The organism is Streptomyces sp. NPDC045695, from assembly GCF_056432025.1.
Genome location: NZ_JBWKJU010000002.1, coordinates 1 through 20,681 on the forward strand (window position 1 = coordinate 1; position 20,681 = coordinate 20,681).

Sequence of the window (20,681 nt, forward strand, 5' to 3'; positions counted from 1 at the left end):
ACGTGCACACAGTCCGCAAACAAGACACCGCGAAACCGAAAGCGAAGAAGTCCACGACTCCTCGCCCACGCCGCAAGGGTTAAAGATCAAGCTAGGGCCGGTCGGCGGGGATGCTGCTGGGGACGGTCGGCAGCATGATGCCCCTTGGAGCGGCGGGCTCTTCGTCGCCGGCCATCGCGATGACCAAGGGGTCGGGGAGTTCATAGGGCTCCGCGGCGTCGAGGTCGACCTTGTAGCCGAGGTCCCCGAGGCTCGCCACGGTCAGCCTGCTCATCGGATTGCCGGGGCCCCCGATGGTCGGCGACATCAACTCGGTGCCGAAGACCCGCTCACGCCAGTGGCCGCCCGCACTTCCCTCGCCGCCGACGTTGGCGACCGGTACGGGAGTGGACTGCCCGGTCCCGATGAGTGCGCCGAACTCCTTCATGGCGCCGGGACCGACAAAGGTGGGCCTGAGGCCGGGGAAGCCCTTCAGCAGACCGAAAGTGTCCCAGATCGTCCCGATTCCCAGCACATGGCCCATCTCGTGCGTGATGACGTCGAGCAGCGAGCCGTCGTCCTCCATCTGCCCCAGGTCGGCCTTGTCGAAGCGCATGATGCCCGTCGCGGGGAGGCGCGCTCCGGTGGCGGCCGTCTCCCGCCGGAAGCGGGTCGGACCCGCCTCCCCGAGCGTGCCGAAGACACCGTCGATCGCCACGCCCTCGGCGTCGATCAAGAGGTCGTCGATGACGACATCGCCGGTGAAGTCGCGAAGGATCGCAGTCTCCAGGTCACCCACGATGACCCTCGCCCAGCGTTCGGCGGCCTCGGCGAAGACGTCCCGCTGGCCGCTCGTGAGCCCTCCGACGAACCGCACCTCGATGGTGAACGGAGAGGTGGTGGCTGCGAGCAGCTCGGCGCGACCGGCATCCGCGACCGCCCTGTAGGTCTCGAAGGCGTAGGTGGTTTGCCTACCCATGACTACCACTCCAATCGCACATACCACGATTTACCTCCATAAACCACCGTACGGGACAACAGAGTTGTAGACAGAGCAACCAAAAGGTTGAAGGTTCTCCGGACCGCACGGGAGGCCGGACGCCCGGATCCGGACCACGATGGATGCGAGGAGACCCTGCCGCGGGGGCGGGGCTCTGCTAGATTGGTCTATACCACACCACCCACTCCAGATCGGCAGGCCCCGCGTGGAAGTTGTCATCGTCCCGGACGCCAAGGCAGGCGGCGAGCTCATCGCGGAGGCCATGGCCGCCCTGGTGCGCCGCAAGCCCGACGCCCTGCTCGGCGTGGCGACCGGCTCTACCCCGCTGCCCATCTACGAGGCCCTGGCCGCCAAGGTCACGGCCGGCCAGGTCGACGTCTCCCGTGCCCGCATCTGCCAGCTCGACGAGTACGTCGGCCTGCCGGCCGGTCACCCCGAGTCCTACCGCGCCGTCGTGCTCCGCGAGGTCGTCGAGCCCCTCGGCCTGTCGGAGGCCTCCTTCATGGGCCCCGACGGCGGGGCCGCGGACCTCGTCGGCGCGTGCGAGGCCTACGACCGGGCCCTGGCCGCGGCCGGCGGTGTCGACCTCCAGCTGCTCGGCATCGGCACGGACGGTCACATCGGCTTCAACGAGCCCTGCTCCTCGCTGGCCTCCCGCACCCGCATCAAGACGCTGACGGAGCAGACCCGCGTGGACAACGCGCGCTTCTTCGACCACGACATGGAGCAGGTGCCGCACCACGTCATCACCCAGGGCATCGGCACCATCCTCGACGCCCGCCACCTGGTGCTCCTGGCGACCGGCGAGGGCAAGGCCGACGCCGTCGCGCAGACGGTGGAGGGCCCGCTGTCCGCACTGGTCCCGGCGTCCGCGCTGCAGCTGCACCGGCACGCCACCGTCGTCGTGGACGAGGCGGCCGCCTCGAAGCTCAAGCTGGCGGACTACTTCCGCCACGCGTACGCGAACAAGCCCGCCTGGCAGGGCCTCTAGGCATACCGGCACACCGCGAAGGGCCGGGCTCCCCTCGGGGGAGCCCGGCCCTTCGCCCGTCCAGTCCCGGCAGCGGTGCTACGCCCCGGCGATGACCTCCGCCGCGGCGCGGCCGCACACGCGGGACGCGCCGTGCGTCGCGATGTGGAGGGCTCCGCGCGGCGTGGCCCGGGGGACGCCCATCTCCACCACCACCGTGTCCGGCCGCGCGGCGACCAGGGCGTCCAGGGCCTCGGTCATCCACGGGTGGCGGTGCGCGTCCCGGACGACCGCGACGACCGTACGCGACCCCGCCGCCGCCAGGATGTCCGCGGCCGTGGCGCCCTGCGGGTAGACGCCCGCCTGCGTGCCCGGGAGCAGCGCGGCCAGTTCACCGGCCGTGCCCCACGGGGTCTCGTCCCCCACCGCGATGTTCGCGACGGGCGCGAGGGTGGCGACGTACGGCGCGCGGAGCGCCCCCGCCGCGCCGGTGACGCGCAGCGCCCGGCGGGCGGCCGTCAGCCCGATGCCGGACGCGCGGCTCCCCTCCGGCCGCGCGTCCGGCCGGGCCGCGTGTGTCCACGCGGCCAGGGCGCGCACCCGGTCGGCGGCGTCGGCGAGGCGCTCCTCGGGGAGCGTGCCCTCGCGCACGGCCGCGACCAGCGCGTCGCGCAGCCGCAGGACGGTGGCCTCGTCGGCCAGTCCCCCGCCGACGCAGATGGCGTCGGCGCCCGCCGCGATGGCCAGGACGGAGCCGCGCTCGATCCCGTACGTCCCGGCGATGGCGTTCATCTCCATGCCGTCGGTGACGATGAGCCCCTCGTAGCCGAGCTCCTTGCGGAGCAGGCCGGTCAGGATCTGCGGGCTGAGCGTGGCCGGGCGGGTCGGGTCGAGTGCGGGCACGAGGATGTGCGCGCTCATCACGGCCTTGGTGCCGGCCTCGATGGCGGCTTTGAACGGGACGAGTTCGCGCGCGGCGAGGGTGTCGAGGTCCACGTCGATGCGCGGCAGGGCGTGGTGCGAGTCGACGTTGGTGTCGCCGTGGCCCGGGAAGTGCTTGGTGCATGCGGCGACGCCGGCGGCCTGGAGGCCCTCGACGTAGGCGGCGGTGTGCCGGGCGGCGAGGTGGGTGTCGGCGCCGAAGGACCGTACGCCGATCACCGGGTTGTCCGGGTTGGAGTTGACGTCCGCGGAGGGGGCCCAGTTGAGGTTCACCCCGCATTCGGCGAGGCGCCGGCCCAGCTCGCGGGCGACGTCGCGGGTGAGGCCGGTGTCGTCGACGGCGCCGAGGGCCAGGTTGCCGGGGAAGGACGAGCCGGCCCCGACCTCCAGGCGGGTGACGTCACCGCCCTCCTCGTCGATGGCGACCAGGACGTCGTCCCGCTCGGCGCGCAGCTGCGCGGTCAGCGCGGCGAGTTGCTCGGGGGAGGCGATGTTGCGGCCGAACAGGCCGACGGCGGTGAGCCCTTCGGCGACCTGGCGCAGCAGCCAGGCGGGGGCGGTGGTGCCCTCGAAGCCGGGCTGGAGGACCGCGAGGGCGTCGCGGGTGACGGCGTCGTTCGCATCAGACGCGGTGACCCGGTGCGCGAGGACAGTCATGACGGCGTCATCCCTTCACGGCGCCGGCGGTGAGGCCCGCGGCCATCTTGCGCTGGACGATCAGGAAGAGGACCACGATGGGCAGCGCCATCATGGTGGAGCCCGCCATCATCGGGGCGAACTCGGTGCCGTTCTTGGTGGTGAAGTTGCCGAGCCACACGGTGGCCGTCTGGTTCTGCTGGCTCATGAGCATCAGCGCGTAGAGGTACTCGTTCCACGCCTGGATGAAGCCGTAGACGGAGGTGGCGACCATGCCGGGGGCCAGCAGCGGGAAGACCACCCGCATGAAGGCGCCGGTGGGCGTGCAGCCGTCGACCATGGCCGCCTCCTCCAGCTCCTTGGGGATGTTGACGATGAAGCCGCGCAGCGTCCACACCGTGAAGGGGAGGATGAAGGTCAGGTACGTGATGATCAGGCCGGTGAGCTTGTCGTACTGGCCGAGGTCGTTCAGCAGCAGGAAGACCGGGATGATCATCGCGACCAGCGGGATCATCTGGACGGCGAGGATGCCGACGATCACGACCTTGCGGCCGCGGAAGGCGAACCGGGAGATGGCCAGGGCGGCTAGCATGCCCACGACGATGCCGATGGTGACCACGACGAGCGAGACGATCAGGCTGCGGCCGACGGGACCCCAGAAGTCGGAGATCTCCAGCGCGCGCCGGAAGTTGTCCAGTGTGAAGGTGGACGGGAAGAAGTGCGGGTTCGGGTCGATCGCGTCCTTGGCCGGCTTGAAGGCCGTGTTGAGCATCCAGTAGACCGGGAAGCCCGCGATGACGAAGACCAGCAGCCCGACGAGGTTCCAGCCGAGCCTGGACTTCTTCCTCTGCTTCAGGCGGGCGGCGGCGCGCGGGGGCGCGGTGGACCTGGTCGACGTGGTGGTGACGGTCATTCCACCTCTCCGATCTTGAGCATCTGGCGCATGTAGACGGCGACCACTCCGAGCAGCAGCAGGACGGTCACCAGGGCGATGGCGGAGCCGCCCGAGTAGTCGTTGACCACGAAGGCCTGCTGGTACGAGTAGGTGGTCAGCAGCTGGAACTCGGCCTCGGGGTTGCCGCCCCGCATCACGAAGACCTGCGGGAAGACGCCCATGTCCCAGATCACCGAGAGGGTCGTCAGCATGACGATGATCGGTTTGAGGATGGGCAGGGTCACGTGCCGGAACACGCCCCACGCGCCGGCGCCGTCGAGGCGGGCGGCCTCCTCCAGCTCCTTGGGCACCTGCGTCAGACCCGCGCTGAGGGTGATGACGACGAAGGGGACCGCGCCCCAGACCACCAGGAGCGTGATCACCGCGAGGCCCTGGGGGCCGCTGGCGAACCAGTTGTGGCCGATCATGTCGACGCCGGGGAGCTTGCTCATCAGATAGTTGAGGACGCCGTAGTCGGCGTCGAAGAGCCACTTGAAGACGGCGGTGGCCACGATGATGGGCATGCCCCAGCTCGCGACGAGGGCGATGCTGATGAGTGCCTTGACCCAGCCGGAGACCTTCTGCAGCAGCAGCGCGATGAGCATGCCGATGACCATGGTCAGGACGACCGCGCCGACCGCGAAGATCACGGTGCGCAGGACGACGGACCAGAACACGCCGTCGCCGAGGATCTTCGTGAAGTTGTCGAAGCCGACGAACTCGGCCTCCTTGAAGCCCCAGAGTTCGGACTTGCCGAACTTCTGGAAGGAGAGGGACACCAGCCTGAAGAGCGGGTACCCCATGACGAGGACGATGACGAGCAGGCACGGGGCCAGCAGCAGCCAGGGGGTGGCGCCCGGGCCCTTGCGAACGGGCCGGCCCGGCGAGGCGGCCCCGCCCGTCTTCGCTCCGGGAGAAGTCTTCTGCTTCGCCGGCGGCAGGTCGGCGGTGGTTGTCTGTGCGGCACTCATCGCGCGCTCCTCGGGAGTCCCTCTCTTGACGGGCAGCAGGGCCCCGCCCGGGCCCGGACCGGGCGGGGGCGGGGCCCTGCCGACTTCAGGTCACTTGGTGTTGATGACCTTGTCGATCTCGGCGTCGGCGGCCTTGGCCGCGTCCTCGACCGACTTGTTGCCGGTGCCGATGTCACGGAGCATCGTCTGGAGGACCTTGGCCTTCTCGATCTGGCCCCAGCCGGACGCCGTCGGGACGAACCAGGAGGACTCGGCCGCGGTGGCGGCGACCTCGGTCTTCGGGTCGGCCTTCAGCGGGCCGAGGTCCGTCTTGTTGTTGGGCAGGTTGCCCTTGGCGATCAGGCCCTTCTGGCCCTGGGCGCCGGTGAAGACGTTGATCCACTCGGCCGCGACGTCCTTGGCCTTGGACTTGGCCGGGATGGCGAGGTCCGAACCGCCGAGGAAGACCGGCAGGTTCTTGCCGTTCGGGCCGGGCTGGACGAAGTTCTCCAGCTTGTCCTTGAGCCCGCCGACCTTGTCGCTCTCCGGGGCGGCCGCGGTGGCGCCCTCCCAGCCGGCGGCGAAGATCGCGGCGGAGTTGCCCTGGCCGAAGACGACCGGGCGGTCGGCCTCGTCCTTGGTCTTGTCCGCGTGCATGTACTTGTCGAGGAGCTCCTTGTACTGCTTGAGCCCCTTCAGCGACTCGGGGGAGGACAGGGCGCCCTTCCACTTGTCGCCGTCCTTCTTGGCGATGGCGCCGCCGGCGTCGTAGACGTAGGACATCGCGGCGTACCAGTCCGGGGAGGGCTGGTAGAGCGCGCTGAACTTGTCGCCCTTCGCGGCCTGGATCTTGTCCAGGGCTGCGGTGTACTCGGCCCAGGTCTTCGGGGCGGCGGTGACGCCGACCTCGGCGGCTATGTCCTTGCGCCAGGTGCCCACGCGGCCACCGGCGTAGTAGGGGACGCCGTAGGTCTTGCCGTCGTAGGTGACGGACTGCTTGAGGGCGTCCAGCCAGGCGCCGGAGTTCTCGAACTTCGAGGGGTCGACGTCGGCGAACGCGCCGGTCGACATGTAGCCGATCATCTCGGAGTTGCCCATCTCGACAACGTCCGGGGCCTTGTCCGTGGCGAGCACGGCGTCCAGCTTGGCGTTCTTGTCCGGCCAGCCGTAGTACTCGTGCTTGATCGTGAGGCCCGGGTGCTTCGCGACGACCGCGTCGTCGGCCGCCTTCACCAGCTCCGGCCAGTTGTTCTGGGCGTCGACCGTCAGCCAGACGGTGAGCTCCTTGGCGCCGGAGGCCTTGTCGCCCCCCTTGCTGTCGGAATCACCGCATGCCGCGAGGCCGATAACCATGCCTGCGACTCCAACCGCCGCGATGAGCTTGCGCTTCACGCCACCCTCCTCAGGGATGCCTGCCTGCACTTCCCTTGCCCGCCGCGGCGACATACGCGAAGTACTGCACGTGGGGCCGGGATCCGATCCATATTGGTGTAGACCAGTAGCTGGAGCTTGGCCTAGACCTTTAGGGGTGTCAAGGGTCTAATGAGCGGGTGCTCGGTCCGTTATCGGACCGACACCTGGGGAGAGAGAAGGCCTGTCCCCCCACACGTGTCACGATGTGACCGCACATATCGGAGGAGCCGGTGACGGCAGCGAAACTGGAGTCGGGAAGGCGGGCGGCGATGGCCACCGAAGGGGCGATCACGGAGCCGGAGAGCGGGGCGGCCACCCGTACGGCGCGTGTACCCAAGTACTACCGACTCAAGCGGCACTTGCTCGACATGACCGAGACACTGCCGCCCGGCACCCCGGTGCCGCCGGAGCGCACGCTCGCGGCCGAATTCGACACCTCCCGGACCACCGTCCGCCAGGCCCTCCAGGAACTGGTCGTCGAGGGACGGCTGGAGCGGATCCAGGGCAAAGGCACCTTCGTCGCCAAGCCCAAGGTCTCCCAGGCGCTCCAACTCACCTCCTACACGGAGGACATGCGGGCCCAGGGCCTGGAGCCGACCTCCCAGCTCCTCGACATCGGCTACGTGACGGCCGACGACACCCTCGCCGGCCTGCTCAAGATCACCACCGGTGGACGGGTGCTGCGCATCGAGCGCCTGCGGCTGGCCAGCGGCGAGCCGATGGCCATCGAGACCACCCACCTCTCGGCCAAGCGCTTCCCGGCGCTGCGCCGTTCGCTCGCCAAGTACACCTCCCTCTACACCGCGCTGGCCGAGGTCTACGACGTCCACCTCGCCGAGGCCGAGGAGACGATCGAGACCTCGCTCGCCACCCCGCGCGAGGCCGGTCTGCTCGGCACCGACGTCGGGCTGCCGATGCTGATGCTCTCCCGGCACTCGCTGGACGCGGAGGGCGAACCGGTGGAATGGGTGCGGTCGGTGTACCGCGGGGACCGGTACAAGTTCGTCGCCCGGCTCAAGCGCCCCGCCGTCTGACCCCGGCCCCCGCACACGGTCCCGCCCGGAATCTTCACAGACCGCAATGCGGACGGGGCCTTACGTTCACCGGCCAATCCCCCGTAGATTCCCTGCGCTTACGCAGATGATCGACGAGGGGACGAGGGTCATGGCCGAACCGGAAGCAACAGGGACAGAACGGGACGCGGCGAGTCCGGGCACCACGACGGGCTCGCCCTCCCCGAAGTCCGTCGCCGCGTGGGTGCTCGTCGGACTCATCGGCGCCATGGGCTGGGGCGTACTGGCGCTCTCGCGCGGCGAGGAGGTCTCCGCCGCCTGGCTGCTCGCCGCCGCCCTGGGCTCGTACGCGATCGCCTACCGCTTCTACGCGCGCTTCATCGCCCACCGCGTACTGAAGGTGGACAAGACGCGGGCCACCCCCGCCGAACGCCTCGACAACGGTGTCGACTTCCACCCGACCGACCGGCGGGTGCTCTTCGGCCACCACTTCGCGGCCGTGGCCGGCGCCGGGCCGCTCGTGGGCCCCGTGCTCGCCTCGCAGATGGGCTACCTGCCGGGCACCATCTGGATCGTCGCGGGCGTGATCTTCGCGGGCGCCGTGCAGGACATGGTCACGCTGTTCTTCTCCACCCGGCGCAACGGCCGCTCGCTCGGCCAGATGGCCCGGGACGAGATCGGCCCCGTCGGCGGGGCCGCCGCCCTGATCGCCGTGTTCGCCATCATGATCATCCTGCTGGCGGTGCTGGCGCTGGTCATCGTCAACGCCCTGGCGCACTCCCCCTGGGGCGTCTTCTCCATCGGGATGACCATCCCGATCGCCCTGTTCATGGGCTTCTACCTGCGCGTGGTGCGGCCGGGCCGGGTCACCGAGGTCTCCACCATCGGCGTCGTCCTGCTGCTGATCGCCATCGTCGCGGGCGGCTGGGTCGCGGAGTCCTCCTTCGCCGACACCTTCACGCTGGAGAAGGAGACGCTGGTCCTCTGGATGGTCGCGTACGGCTTCGTCGCCTCGGTGCTGCCGGTGTGGATGCTGCTCGCGCCCCGCGACTACCTCTCCACCTTCATGAAGATCGGCACCATCGCCCTGCTCGCCCTGGGCGTGGTCATCGCGATGCCGACGCTGAAGATGCCCGCCATCACGGACTTCGCCTCGCGGGGCGACGGCCCGGTCTTCGCCGGGTCGATGTTCCCGTTCGTCTTCATCACCATCGCCTGCGGGGCCCTGTCCGGTTTCCACTCCCTGGTCGCCTCCGGCACCACCCCGAAGATGATCCAGAAGGAGACCCAGGTCAGGGTCATCGGCTACGGCGCGATGCTCACCGAGTCCTTCGTCGCCGTCATGGCGATCATCGCGGCCTGCATCATCGAGCCGGGCCTCTTCTTCGCGGTCAACTCCCCCGGCGGCGTCGTCGGCGCCACCGTGGAGTCGGCCTCGCAGGCGGTGACGAACTTCGGCTTCGCCATCTCCCCCGAGGCGCTGACGCAGGCCGCGAAGGACGTGGAGGAGGCCAGCCTGCTGTCCCGTACGGGTGGCGCGCCGACCTTCGCACTCGGAATGTCGGAGATCTTCTCGTCGGTGTTCGGCGGGGCCGGCATGAAGGCCTTCTGGTACCACTTCGCCATCATGTTCGAGGCGTTGTTCATCCTCACCACGCTCGACGCGGGCACCCGCGTCGGCCGGTTCATGCTCCAGGACACCCTCGGCAACCTGCACAAGCCGTTCAAGGACGTCAGCTGGAAGCCGGGCGTGTGGCTGGCCAGCGCGGTCGTCGTGGGCGCCTGGGGCTACTTCCTCTGGGTGGGCGTCAAGGACCCGCTGGGCGGGATCAACCAGCTGTTCCCGCTCTTCGGGATCGCGAACCAGCTGCTGGCCGCCGTGGCTCTGGCCGTCTGCACCACCCTGCTGGTGAAGTCGGGCCGGCTGAAGTGGGCGTGGGTGACGGCCGTTCCGCTGGTGTGGGACGTGGCCGTGACCCTCACCGCCAGCTACCAGAAGATCTTCTCCGACAACCCGAAGATCGGCTTCTTCGCCCAGCGCAGCACCTACCAGGACGGCATCGACGCCGGGAAGGTCCTCAAGCCCGCGAAGGACATGGGCGAGATGCACACCGTGGTCACCAACGCCACGGTGGACGGGGTGCTGTCCGTGGTGTTCGCCCTGCTGATCGTCATCGTGCTGCTGGACGCCGCCCGGACCTGCCTGAAGGCCGTCCGCTCGCCGGAGTCGGTCACGCTCGCCGAGGTGCCGTGGACCGAGTCGAAGATCATCGCCCCGGCCGGGCTGATCGCGACCGCCGAGGAGAAGGCGGAGCTCGCCGCGGCGGGCCTCGACTCGGGCGGCGGACGGGTCAAGGAGCCGGTGGCGTGAGCGCCGTACGGGACGTGCTGGCGAGGGCCCGGTTCTACGTACGGGAGTTCTCCGGGGAGGCGGCCTACGACCGCTACGCGGCCCACGCCCGCTCCCACGACCCGCAGGCGCGGGTCATGACCCGCCGCGAGTTCGAGCGCGCCCGCACGGACGCGCGCGAGGCCGACCCCCGCGAGGGCTTCGGCTGCTGCTGAGCCACCCCGCTGCCACAGGGGCCGCCGCGTCTCCCCCGGGAGAAACGCGGCGGCCCTTCGCGTCGGCTGCCGCACACTCGACGGCATGGACCTCGTGATCAGGACAGCCACCCCGGACGACTACGCGGAACTGGGCGCCATCACCGCGCAGGCGTACCTCGACGACGGACTCTTGGACGACAACACGGACGACTCGTACGAACGGGCGCTGCGGGATGTCGCCGGCCGGGCAGCCGACGCCGAGGTGCTGGTCGCCACCCTGGGCGGTGTCCTGCTGGGCGGGGTGACCTTCGCGCCGCCCGGCAGCCGCATGGCCGACATCGCCGGGCCCGGCGAGGCCGAGTTCCGGATGCTGACCGTTGCCCGCGCCGGGCGGGGCCGCGGGGCGGGCGAGGCCCTGGTGCGGGCCTGTGTCGAGCGGGCCCGGGCGATCGACGGTGTGACCCGTCTGGTGCTCTCCACCCAGGCCCAGAGCCCGGCCGCGCACCGGATCTACGAGCGGCTGGGGTTCGTCCGGATCCCCGAGCGGGACTGGTCACCCGTCCCCACCGTGCCTTTGCTGGCCTACGCGTTGGAGCTGCGCGTACCGGGGCAGTAGCAGTCCGACACAACATGTGGGGGGTCGCGCATCCGCAGCCCCCCACATGTATGCTCAGGGCTGCTGTCGCCGCAGGGGAATCCGGTGCGAATCCGGAACTGTCCCGCAACGGTATGAAAAGTCCGAGGACCTGCCGACAGCGCGCCCGGCTCGACCGAACCGGGTGCCGACACGTCCGGGCTTCGCGGTTGGGCCGGTGGACGCCATGCGGTAGGTCGCGCTCCGGCGCGCCCGCATGCGCCCGCCCGCGCCCCGCTCCGCCGATGACCGGGCCGAGCGAGGGAGAGCTCCCGCCGTGACCATCGCGCCTTCAGCACCGCGCGCCGAGTCCACTTCTGGCGACAACACCGAGGGCCCGGGGGCCACGCTGCTGCGTACCCTCACCGAACTGACGGCGGACCTCCCGGACACCGATCCCGGCCGGGTCGCCGCCGCCGCCCTGCGCGGCCGCAGCGCCGCCGCCGACGACGCCGAGCTGCGCGGCCTGGCCACCGAGGCCGCCGCCGGCCTGATCTCCGAGGACCCGGCGTACTCCAGGCTCGCCGCCCGCCTGCTGACGCTGGCCGTCCGCGACGAGGCCGCCGGCCAGGGCTCCACCTCCTTCTCCGCCTCCGTCGCGGTCGGCCACCGCGAGGGCCTCATCGCCGACCGGACCGCGCAGTTCGTGACGACCCACGCCGCCCGCCTGGACGCGCTGGTCGAACACACCCTCGCCGAGGGCGCCGACGACCGCTTCGGCTTCTTCGGCCTGCGCACCCTGCACAGCCGCTACCTGCTGCGCCACCCCATCACCCGCCAGGTCATCGAGACCCCGCAGTACTTCATGCTGCGCGTGGCGTGTGGCCTGGCCGCCGACGAGAGCGTCCAGGCCGTCGAGGAAGTGGCCTCGCTGTACCGGCTGATGAGCCGCCTCGACTACCTGCCCTCCTCCCCCACGCTCTTCAACTCCGGCACCCGGCACCCGCAGATGTCCTCCTGCTACCTGCTGGACTCCCCGCTGGACGAGCTGGACTCGATCTACGACCGCTACCACCAGGTCGCGCGCCTGTCGAAGCACGCGGGCGGCATCGGCCTGTCGTACTCCCGCATCCGCGCCCGCGGTTCGCTGATCCGCGGTACCAACGGCCACTCCAACGGCATCGTGCCGTTCCTGAAGACCCTCGACGCCTCCGTCGCCGCCGTGAACCAGGGCGGCCGCCGCAAGGGCGCCGCCGCCGTCTACCTGGAGACCTGGCACGCGGACATCGAGGAGTTCCTGGAGCTGCGCGACAACACCGGTGAGGACCAGCGCCGTACGCACAACCTGAACCTCGCCCACTGGGTCCCGGACGAGTTCATGCGCCGCGTGAACGCGGACGCCGACTGGTCGCTGTTCTCCCCGGCCGACGTGCCCGAGCTGGTCGACCTGTGGGGCGACGAGTTCGACGCCGCCTACCGCAAGGCCGAGGCCGACGGCCTCGCCCGCAAGACCATGCCCGCCCGCGACCTGTACGGCCGGATGATGCGCACCCTCGCGCAGACCGGCCAGGGCTGGATGACCTTCAAGGACGCCTCCAACCGCACGGCGAACCAGACCGCCGAGCCGGGCACGGTCGTGCACTCCTCGAACCTGTGCACCGAGATCATCGAGGTCACCAACGACGGCGAGACGGCCGTCTGCAACCTCGGCTCGGTCAACCTGGGCGCGTTCGTCGTCGACGGCGAGATCGACTGGGAGCGGATCGACGAGACCGTCCGCACGGCCGTCACCTTCCTCGACCGCGTCGTGGACATCAACTTCTACCCGACCGAGCAGGCGGGCCGCTCCAACGCCCGCTGGCGCCCGGTCGGCCTGGGCGCCATGGGCCTCCAGGACGTCTTCTTCAAGCTGAAGCTGCCCTTCGACTCCCCCGAGGCGAAGGCCCTGTCCACCAAGCTCTCCGAGCGCATCATGCTCGCCGCCTACGAGGCCTCCTGCGACCTCGCCGAGCGCAGCGGCCCGCTGCCGGCCTGGGAGCAGACCCGCACCGCGCGCGGCGTCCTGCACCCGGACCACTACGACGTGGAGCTGAACTGGCCGGAGCGCTGGGACGCGCTGCGCGCCCGGGTCGCCGAGAGCGGCATGCGCAACTCCCTGCTCCTCGCCATCGCCCCGACGGCGACCATCGCCTCCATCGCGGGCGTCTACGAGTGCATCGAGCCGCAGGTCTCCAACCTCTTCAAGCGCGAGACGCTCAGCGGTGAGTTCCTCCAGGTCAACGCCTACCTGGTGGACGAGCTGAAGCAGCTCGGCGTGTGGGACGCCCAGACCCGCGAGGCGCTGCGCGACTCCAGCGGCTCGGTCCAGGGCTTCGGCTGGATCCCGGCCGAGGTGCGCGAGCTGTACCGCACGGCGTGGGAGATCCCGCAGCGCGGTCTGATCGACATGGCGGCGGCCCGTACGCCGTTCCTCGACCAGTCGCAGTCGCTGAACCTGTTCCTGGAGACGCCCACCATCGGCAAGCTCAGCTCGATGTACGCGTACGCCTGGAAGCAGGGCCTGAAGACCACCTACTACCTGCGCTCGCGGCCCGCGACGAAGATCGCCCGCGCCGCGTCCGGCTCCGCCGTCCCGGCGGCCGCCGCCCAGCTCCCGCAGGCCGTCGACGCCGACGCGCTGGCCTGCTCCCTTGAGAACCCCGAGTCCTGCGAGGCCTGCCAGTAATGACCACCAGCGAACAGAAGAACCTCCTCGACCCGGGCTTCGAGCTGACCCTTCGCCCCATGCGCTACCCGGACTTCTACGAGCGCTACCGGGACGCGATCAAGAACACCTGGACCGTCGAGGAGGTCGACCTCCACTCGGACGTCGCCGACCTCGCGAAGCTGACGCCCGCCGAGCAGCACATGATCGGCCGTCTGGTCGCGTTCTTCGCGACGGGCGACTCGATCGTCTCGAACAACCTGGTGCTGACGCTCTACAAGCACATCAACTCCCCGGAGGCGCGCCTGTACCTGTCGCGCCAGCTGTTCGAGGAGGCCGTGCACGTCCAGTTCTACCTGACGCTGCTCGACACCTACCTGCCCGACCCGGACGACCGCGCGGCCGCCTTCGACGCGGTCGAGGAGATCCCCTCCATCCGCGAGAAGGCGCAGTTCTGCTTCCGCTGGATGGACTCCGTCGAGAAGATCGACCGGCTGGAGACGCAGGCCGACCGCCGCCGCTTCCTGCTGAACCTGATCTGCTTCGCGGCGTGCATCGAGGGCCTGTTCTTCTACGGCGCCTTCGCGTACGTCTACTGGTTCCGCTCGCGCGGCCTGCTGCACGGCCTGGCGACGGGCACCAACTGGGTGTTCCGCGACGAGACCATGCACATGAACTTCGCGTTCGAGGTCGTGGACACGGTCCGCAAGGAGGAGCCGGAGCTCTTCGACGACGCGCTCCAGCAGCAGGTCACCGACATGCTGAAGGAGGCCGTGGAGGCGGAGCTGCAGTTCGGCCGCGACCTGTGCGGTGACGGCCTGCCGGGCATGAACACCGAGTCGATGCGCGAGTACCTGGAGTGCGTCGCGGACCAGCGCCTGGTCCGTCTCGGATTCCCGCCGGTGTACGGCTCGCAGAACCCGTTCTCCTTCATGGAGCTGCAGGGCGTCCAGGAGCTGACGAACTTCTTCGAGCGCCGGCCGTCGGCCTACCAGGTCGCGGTCGAGGGCACGGTCGACCTGGACGAGGACTTCTAGACCGCGCGACGGCGCGCGGCGTGCGCCGATCTCGGGCCCGGCGGGTGAGCACCTCACCCGCCGGGCCTTCGGCGTTCACTTGCCGGGGGCGTGCCGCAGGACGATGCGGGCCGCGCCGGCCGTGCGCGGGCGGGGCCGCGGACGCGGCTGCCCGTGGCGGATGAGCTGCTCGCGCTGCTGGACGGCGCGTATCTGCCGGTCGATCCGGCGGTCGCGGACGATGCCGTAGAGCGCCGGGCCGAGCAGGAGGGCGGCGACGGCGAGGACGGCGAGGTAGTTCAGGAAGCTGTTCATGGCTCCACTCTCGCCGGGGCGACCAACATCAAACAGTGGCAGGACTGTCATGAAGGAGCGAATTACTGCCACACTGGGGTCATGCTGAAAAACGTGGCGGTGGCGCTCGTCGACGGAGTGACCCCCTTCGAGTTCGGGATCTTCTGCGAGGTCTTCGGGATCGACCGCAGCGAGCAGGGGCTGCCGGTCTACGACTTCGCCGTGTGCGCGGCCGAGGAAGGCCCCCTGACCATGGCCGACGTCGGTTTCACCGTCTCACCCGCGCACGGCCTGGAGCGGCTCCACGAGGCCGACCTGATCTGTCTGCCCGCCGACCGGCGGGCGCCCGTGCGGGAGTACCCCGAGCCCTTCCTCGACGCCCTGCGCGGGGCCGTGGACCGGGGGGCGCGGGTGCTCAGCGTGTGCAGCGCGGCCTTCGTGCTCGGCTCGGCGGGTCTGCTGGACGGCCGGCGCTGCACCACACACTGGATGCACGCCCCGGCCCTGGCCCGGCGCTTCCCGCGGGCGAAGGTGGACCCGGACGTGCTCTACGTCGACGAGGGCCAGGTGATCACCTCGGCGGGCACCGCCTCGGGCATCGACGCCTGCCTGCACGTGGTCCGCCAGGAGCACGGCGCCGAGGTGGCCAACACCATCGCGCGGCGGATGGTCGTACCGCCCCACCGGGACGGCGGGCAGGCCCAGTACATCCAGCGGCCGCTGCCGCGCACGGCCTGCGACACGGTGGGCGAGGTGATCGCCTGGATGGCCCGCCACCTGGAGGACGAGATCACCGTCGAGCACCTCGCGGAGCGCGCGCACATGTCCCCGCGGACCTTCGCCCGCCGCTTCCTCCAGGAGACCGGCACCACCCCGTACCAGTGGGTGCTGCGCCAGCGCGTGCTGCTCGCCCAGGAACTGCTGGAGTCCACCGACGAGACGGTGGACGCGATCGCCGGCCGCTGCGGCTTCGGCAACGCGGCCGCCCTCCGCCACCACTTCCTGCGGACCCTGGGGACCACGCCGAATTCCTTCAGGCGTGTCTTCCGAGGTCCGCAGGCCGCCTAGACACCGCGAAGGCGTCGGCGACTACGCGTTGGGGACGGTCTCGTAGCGCGGGGTGCCCTCTTCCATCTGGCGCAGGGCGTCCTTGCGGTCCCGCTTCGAGAGCCGGTCGATGTACAGGTAGCCGTACAGGTGGTCGGTCTCGTGCTGGAGGCAGCGGGCGAAGTAGCCGGTGCCGCGCACCTTGATCGGGTTGCCCTGCGCGTCCTGGCCCTCGACCTCGGCGTAGTCCGGGCGGGCCAGCGAGGCGTACGCCGTCGGGACCGACAGGCAGCCCTCGTTGGAGTCGTCCAGCACCCGCGCACCCGCCGGCAGCTCGACCAGCTTCGGGTTGACCACGACACCGGTGTGGCGCACGCCGTCGTCGTCCGGGCAGTCGTAGACGAAGACCTTGGCGTCCACGCCGATCTGGTTCGCGGCCAGGCCCACGCCCTCCGCGGCCTTCTGGCTGGCGAACATGTCGTCGATCAGCTGCGCCAGCTCGTCGCCGAACTCGGTGACGTCCTTGCACTCCCGGTGCAGGACCGGGTTGCCGACGACGGTGATCGGGCGGGCGGTGCCGCGCTCACGGTGGGCGAGCTCGCGCGCCGCGCAGTCCTCCGTGTCCACGACGTACCCGTCGTTCGCGACCCCGACATCGCCGACAAACTCGTTCTCCTGCTGCGACATGTCCGCCGTACGCCTTCCGTAAGTACCGGTCACCGGTGGTCGCCGATGGCCACCGATGTGCCCGTACAGCCTACGGCCAAGGCTCAGCAGACTTCTTCGAGATCCCGCCACTCCCGGGTGCCCGGACTGTCCGCGACCCAGCCGTCGAGCAGTCCCCGCACCAGTCCGGCCGGCGCGGCGATGCCGCATTCGCGCTCGGGGACCCACAGGGAGCCGGAGCCGGCCGTGCGGTGCCCCAGCGGGCCCGGGTGCCCCGGCTCGCTGTGGTCGTGCGGATCCAGGTGCTCGCCGTCGCCCTCGTCGCTCGGCATCTCGCTCTCCGAGCAGGTCCGGCACAGCAGCCGCACCGACGAGGACCAGTCCTCGGCGGCGAAACCGGCGTCGGAGGCGAGCTGCTCCAACGCGTCGCGGTCCGCCTCGGTGGCCGCCTCCAGCAGCACCACCCAGGTCGGCACCGGCGACGGCGCCCACAGCTCGATCTCGTCGAACACGGGGTACGAGGGGCCGGCAGCGGTCACCCGCTCGCCGTGCGGGACCCCGTCGTGGAGCACGACCTCGCCCCAGCGCCGCCCCGAGGAGGGCAGCGGGATCGACAGGACCTCGATCCGGGCCGGGTCGAGCCTGCGGCCCCACACGACCTCGGCCTCGCCCTCGGGCGAGAGCCGCACGGCGGCGCTCCCCAGCTCCATGCCGACCGGTTCGCCGCTGCCCTTGCCGCCCGCGCCGTGCGGGTCTCCGGGCACCTTGAGCCCGTACGCCTGCCAGGCCCGCCGGGCCAGCGGCCAGTCCTGGAGCGCGGTGGCGGCGATGCCGACGTTCCACCAGTCCGGGGCGCCGGTCTCGCGGTCCAGCAGGGCCACGGCGCGCAGCCCGGCGGCCCGCGCCTGCTCCCAGTCGTGCCGGAACTTGTGCAGCAGCGCCAGGTTGAACCAGGACTCGGACAGCCAGGGCTCCAGGTCCGCGGCTCTCGTCAGCAGCGCGCCCGCGTCCTCGTACCGCCCGTCGCCGATCAGCGTGAACGCGCGGTCGGTGGCCTGCCGCCACGAGGCGGAGGGCCGATGCCGTACCTTCCCGAAGATCCTCACGATTCCCGCCTGCCGGTCCTACGATGCAGCCTTGCGGACACTCTCACGGTCCCCCTTACTGGCATCCAACCATGCCCACTCGGACGGCCGCTCATTACCCATGGGTTACCCAGGTGGGGCGGGAACAACTCTGTCACGTCCGCCCCTGGCCAGAACCCTCGCCAGGCACTCCACGACCTCCGGCTGGTAATCGTGCCCGGTGCCCAGGCGCAGCTGTTCCAGGGCGGCCAGTGAGCCACCCGGGTGACGGCTCCCGCCGGCCAGGTCGTCGTACGCGTTCACCGTACGCACGATGCGGGCCAGGGCGGGCTGCTCCCGGTAGGGATCCGCCTGCCGCTCCACCACGACGGCGACCTCGGCGGGCACCCCGGTCTGCCGGGCCACTTCCCCGCCCAGCCCGGCGATCCGGCGCGCCTCGGCCGCCGGCAGCTCGGCGGTGGCCCCGTCCGGGACCGGGTCGACGAGGGAGAGCTGCCCGATGTCGTGCATCAGGGCGGCGTACTCCAGCACCGTGAGCTCCCGCTCCGACAGGCCGAGCTCCCGGCCGACGGCGCAGCTCAGGGCCGCGACCCGGCGGGCGTGGCCCGGCCGGGTGTAACCGGCGATCTCGGTGGCACGGGCCAGTGAGGTGATGGTCTGGCGGTAGGTGGTGCGGATCGCGGTGATCCGGTGGAAGGACAGCTGCGTCAGCAGCAGCGGCACGCTGAAGACGGGCAGGGCCCACAGGCCCGCGACGGCCACGCCCAGGGCCATCACGACGCCGGTGGCGCAGATCGCCGCGCCGATGCCGAGCTGGGCGCGCAGCTCGTCGCGCAGCAGGGGCCCGTACGGCCAGCCCGTGCGGGCCCCGGCCAGCGCGGCGGCGAGTACGGCGTCGCACAGGGCGGTGAGACCGAGCAGACAGACCAGGAAGAGGACGAGGTACGGGCCCTGGCCCACCCGCTCCTCCAGTCGGCCGGAGTTGTAGAGCGGCTGGAAACAGGCGGCGGCGAAGGCGACGGTCAGGACCCGCCGGGAGAGGTGGTCCACGGCGGGGCCGCGCCCGCGGGCCACGTGCGGGACGATCCCGAGGAGGGCGGCCGCGACGACGACCGCGACGATCTGGAACACCCCGTGGTGGGTGGGCTGGGCGGCGTTCTGGCCGAGCAGGGCGTAGGCGAGGGCGCCGGCGGAGCCGAGCGGGGCGGGCTGGCGGTCGTCGCCGTCCGCCCGGCGGGCGAGCTCCCCGACGGCGATCAGGGTCCCGAAGGCGAGGGCCGCGCCGGGCTCGGCGACGCCGCTCCACAGCGTGTGCCCCAGCCCGACGGCGGTGAGCACGGCCGCGGCCCCCCGCACGCCCCACACGGCCGTCCCCCTCATGTCCCGTCCCCCGCCCGCCGGGGGCCCGGCGCGTCGGCCGGTGCGGGCGGTGCGGCCTGCCGCGGGCCCTGGCCCGGCAGCGCGGACAGCGCCGGCCCCCCACCGCCGCCCCCCGCGGGGGGAGCGGACGGGCTGATCACCTGGAGGTCCTCGTCGGAGGTGACCACGGGGTGCCAGCCGTGCCGCCCGATGGCGCCCGTCAGGGCCCGGACCATCGCCGGGTCGAACTGGGCCCCCGCACACCGCTCCAGCTCGGCGAGGGCCGTCGGCACCGGCCGGGCCCGGCTGTAGGAGCGGGTCGAGGTCATCGCGTCGAAGGCGTCGGCCACCGCCACCACCCGGGCCAGTACCGGGATCTGCTCACCGGTCAGCCCGTAGGGGTAGCCGGTGCCGTCCACCCGCTCGTGGTGGTGCAGGATCGCGGCCCGGGCCTCCCCCAGGAAGCCGATGCCGCGGACCATCTCGTGCCCGTACTCGGGGTGCAGCTCGATGATCCGGCGCTCCTGCGGGGTGAGCGGCCCGTCCTTGCGCAGCAGCCGGGTGGGGACGCCGAGCTTGCCGACGTCGTGCAGGATCCCGGCGATGCGCACGACCTCCATCCGGTCCTCGGCCATGCCCAGCTCGCGGGCGATCATCGCGGAGGCCTGGCCGACACGTTCGCTGTGGCCGCGGGTGTAGCGGTCCTTGATGTCGACGGCCTGGACGAGGGCGCGGATGGTGGCCTGGTGGGCGGCGCGCTCGCGGTGGTACTGGGCGAACACCCAGCAGGAGATGTACATCGGCAGCAGTACGAGCAGGGCCGCCGGGAGCCCGTACGGGCTGCGCCACATGACGGCCATCATCAGCCCGGCGAGGCCGTGGACGCAGTGCGGGACCAGCGAGAGCGTGACCAGTCCGCGCCAGGCGACGGCGGCGGGCCTGCGTTCGGCGGTGGCCAGGATGCCCGAGTCGAGCGCGGTGAGCACCAGGCAGAAGGCGACGGCCGAGGCCGCCGCGGGAAGCATCACGTAGGGGAAGTCGGCCAACCCGGCCGGCGGCCCGGAGCCCGCGGAGGGCCCGCCGCCCAGGGCGGAGGGGCCGCGCAGCAGCCCGAACGTCTGCCCCGCGGTCCAGGCGGCTATGGACTGCTGCGCGCAGTGCCACACGCGGCGCACCGCGACGGGCCGCTGGACCACGGTGCCGACGAGGCCGCCGGGCAGGGCCACGAGCGCCGCCGCGGCGGGCGGAAGCAGGAAAACGGCGGCCGGCACGACGGGGAAGAAGGCGCCGATGCCCTCGGGCACCCGGCTGCCCAGCGGCGGCCAGAGCCTCACGAGTTCGCAGCCGAGGGAGAGCAGGGCGAGCAGGCCCACGGCCGCCCAGGGCGTGGGGGAACCGGTGAGGGCGGGGGCGACGCACGCCATTGCCGCGAGAACGGCGCACAGGATGTATCCGCGCGCCCCCGGCGGAAGTGCCCGCATGGCGCTCTCCTCCCCTGTGCCGTGCACGCCGGGCGCCGAATCCGACCGGCACCGAATGGGGAGAATAGGTG

General features: G+C 71.2%; 18 protein-coding genes and 1 riboswitch. Of the genes, 8 read left to right on the plus strand and 10 right to left on the minus strand.

Annotation, left to right across the window (positions count from 1 at the left end; translation table 11 throughout):
• Positions 1-91: 91 nt before the first annotated feature.
• The gene (locus AC07DU_RS03125) at positions 92-958 is read right to left on the minus strand and encodes a leishmanolysin-related zinc metalloendopeptidase (RefSeq protein ID WP_479109379.1); all 867 of its coding nucleotides are present in this window, start codon (positions 956-958) and stop codon (positions 92-94) included.
• A gap of 226 nt (positions 959-1,184) precedes the next feature.
• Here AC07DU_RS03125 and nagB point away from each other — a divergent pair, with 226 nt between their 5' ends.
• The gene (nagB, locus tag AC07DU_RS03130) at positions 1,185-1,970 is read left to right on the plus strand and encodes a glucosamine-6-phosphate deaminase (protein WP_479027091.1); all 786 of its coding nucleotides are present in this window, start codon (positions 1,185-1,187) and stop codon (positions 1,968-1,970) included.
• Between the two features lie 78 nt (positions 1,971-2,048).
• Here the strand turns inward: nagB and AC07DU_RS03135 are convergent, their stop codons facing one another.
• The 4 genes from AC07DU_RS03135 to AC07DU_RS03150 form a co-directional block, all read right to left on the minus strand.
• On the minus strand, positions 2,049-3,548 hold the full coding sequence (locus AC07DU_RS03135; protein WP_479109381.1) for a glycoside hydrolase family 3 protein: 1,500 nt from the start codon (positions 3,546-3,548) through the stop codon (positions 2,049-2,051).
• A 7-nt stretch (positions 3,549-3,555) separates the two neighbouring features.
• Entirely contained in the window at positions 3,556-4,440 is an 885-nt protein-coding gene (locus AC07DU_RS03140) for a carbohydrate ABC transporter permease (protein ID WP_479027086.1), read from the minus strand.
• Positions 4,437-5,432, minus strand: coding sequence for a carbohydrate ABC transporter permease (locus AC07DU_RS03145; protein ID WP_360888154.1), 996 nt, complete (start codon positions 5,430-5,432; stop codon positions 4,437-4,439). The genes AC07DU_RS03140 and AC07DU_RS03145 overlap by 4 nt, the downstream gene beginning before the upstream one ends.
• A 90-nt stretch (positions 5,433-5,522) precedes the next feature.
• On the minus strand, positions 5,523-6,803 hold the full coding sequence (locus AC07DU_RS03150; RefSeq protein ID WP_361946713.1) for an extracellular solute-binding protein: 1,281 nt from the start codon (positions 6,801-6,803) through the stop codon (positions 5,523-5,525).
• A gap of 290 nt (positions 6,804-7,093) precedes the next feature.
• Here AC07DU_RS03150 and AC07DU_RS03155 point away from each other — a divergent pair, with 290 nt between their 5' ends.
• From AC07DU_RS03155 to AC07DU_RS03180, 6 genes are all read left to right on the plus strand, one after another.
• The gene (locus tag AC07DU_RS03155) at positions 7,094-7,858 is read left to right on the plus strand and encodes a GntR family transcriptional regulator (RefSeq protein WP_453373359.1); all 765 of its coding nucleotides are present in this window, start codon (positions 7,094-7,096) and stop codon (positions 7,856-7,858) included.
• Positions 7,859-7,988: 130 nt separating this feature from the next.
• Entirely contained in the window at positions 7,989-10,208 is a 2,220-nt protein-coding gene (locus AC07DU_RS03160) for a carbon starvation CstA family protein (protein WP_479109879.1), read from the plus strand.
• A complete protein-coding gene (locus AC07DU_RS03165; protein WP_360888148.1) occupies positions 10,205-10,402 on the plus strand; it encodes a YbdD/YjiX family protein in 198 nt (65 codons plus the stop codon). The genes AC07DU_RS03160 and AC07DU_RS03165 overlap by 4 nt, the downstream gene beginning before the upstream one ends.
• Before the next feature lie 85 nt (positions 10,403-10,487).
• Positions 10,488-11,000, plus strand: a complete 513-nt coding sequence (locus AC07DU_RS03170) for a GNAT family N-acetyltransferase (RefSeq protein WP_453373336.1) — start codon at positions 10,488-10,490, stop codon at positions 10,998-11,000.
• A gap of 63 nt (positions 11,001-11,063) precedes the next feature.
• Positions 11,064-11,140, plus strand: a riboswitch (adenosylcobalamin-variant (AdoCbl-variant) riboswitch).
• 155 nt (positions 11,141-11,295) lie between these two features.
• Entirely contained in the window at positions 11,296-13,683 is a 2,388-nt protein-coding gene (locus AC07DU_RS03175; RefSeq protein ID WP_360888142.1) for a ribonucleoside-diphosphate reductase subunit alpha, read from the plus strand.
• The gene (locus AC07DU_RS03180) at positions 13,683-14,699 is read left to right on the plus strand and encodes a ribonucleotide-diphosphate reductase subunit beta (protein WP_360888139.1); all 1,017 of its coding nucleotides are present in this window, start codon (positions 13,683-13,685) and stop codon (positions 14,697-14,699) included. The genes AC07DU_RS03175 and AC07DU_RS03180 overlap by 1 nt, the downstream gene beginning before the upstream one ends.
• A 75-nt stretch (positions 14,700-14,774) precedes the next feature.
• Here AC07DU_RS03180 and AC07DU_RS03185 read toward each other — a convergent pair whose 3' ends face one another.
• Entirely contained in the window at positions 14,775-14,993 is a 219-nt protein-coding gene (locus AC07DU_RS03185) for a hypothetical protein (protein WP_479027075.1), read from the minus strand.
• An 81-nt stretch (positions 14,994-15,074) separates the two neighbouring features.
• On the opposite strand from AC07DU_RS03185, the gene AC07DU_RS03190 reads away from it, so the two are divergent.
• Positions 15,075-16,040, plus strand: coding sequence for a helix-turn-helix domain-containing protein (locus AC07DU_RS03190; RefSeq protein ID WP_479109384.1), 966 nt, complete (start codon positions 15,075-15,077; stop codon positions 16,038-16,040).
• A 21-nt stretch (positions 16,041-16,061) separates the two neighbouring features.
• Here AC07DU_RS03190 and def read toward each other — a convergent pair whose 3' ends face one another.
• From def to AC07DU_RS03210, 4 genes are all read right to left on the minus strand, one after another.
• A complete protein-coding gene (def, locus tag AC07DU_RS03195; RefSeq protein WP_360888130.1) occupies positions 16,062-16,706 on the minus strand; it encodes a peptide deformylase in 645 nt (214 codons plus the stop codon).
• An 83-nt stretch (positions 16,707-16,789) separates the two neighbouring features.
• Complete coding sequence (locus tag AC07DU_RS03200) at positions 16,790-17,791, minus strand: tetratricopeptide repeat protein (protein WP_360888127.1); 1,002 nt, start codon at positions 17,789-17,791, stop codon at positions 16,790-16,792.
• A 105-nt stretch (positions 17,792-17,896) separates the two neighbouring features.
• Entirely contained in the window at positions 17,897-19,150 is a 1,254-nt protein-coding gene (locus AC07DU_RS03205) for an HD-GYP domain-containing protein (RefSeq protein WP_360888124.1), read from the minus strand.
• Positions 19,147-20,610, minus strand: a complete 1,464-nt coding sequence (locus AC07DU_RS03210) for an HD-GYP domain-containing protein (protein ID WP_479027068.1) — start codon at positions 20,608-20,610, stop codon at positions 19,147-19,149. The genes AC07DU_RS03205 and AC07DU_RS03210 overlap by 4 nt, the downstream gene beginning before the upstream one ends.
• Between the last annotated feature and the right edge of the window lie 71 nt (positions 20,611-20,681).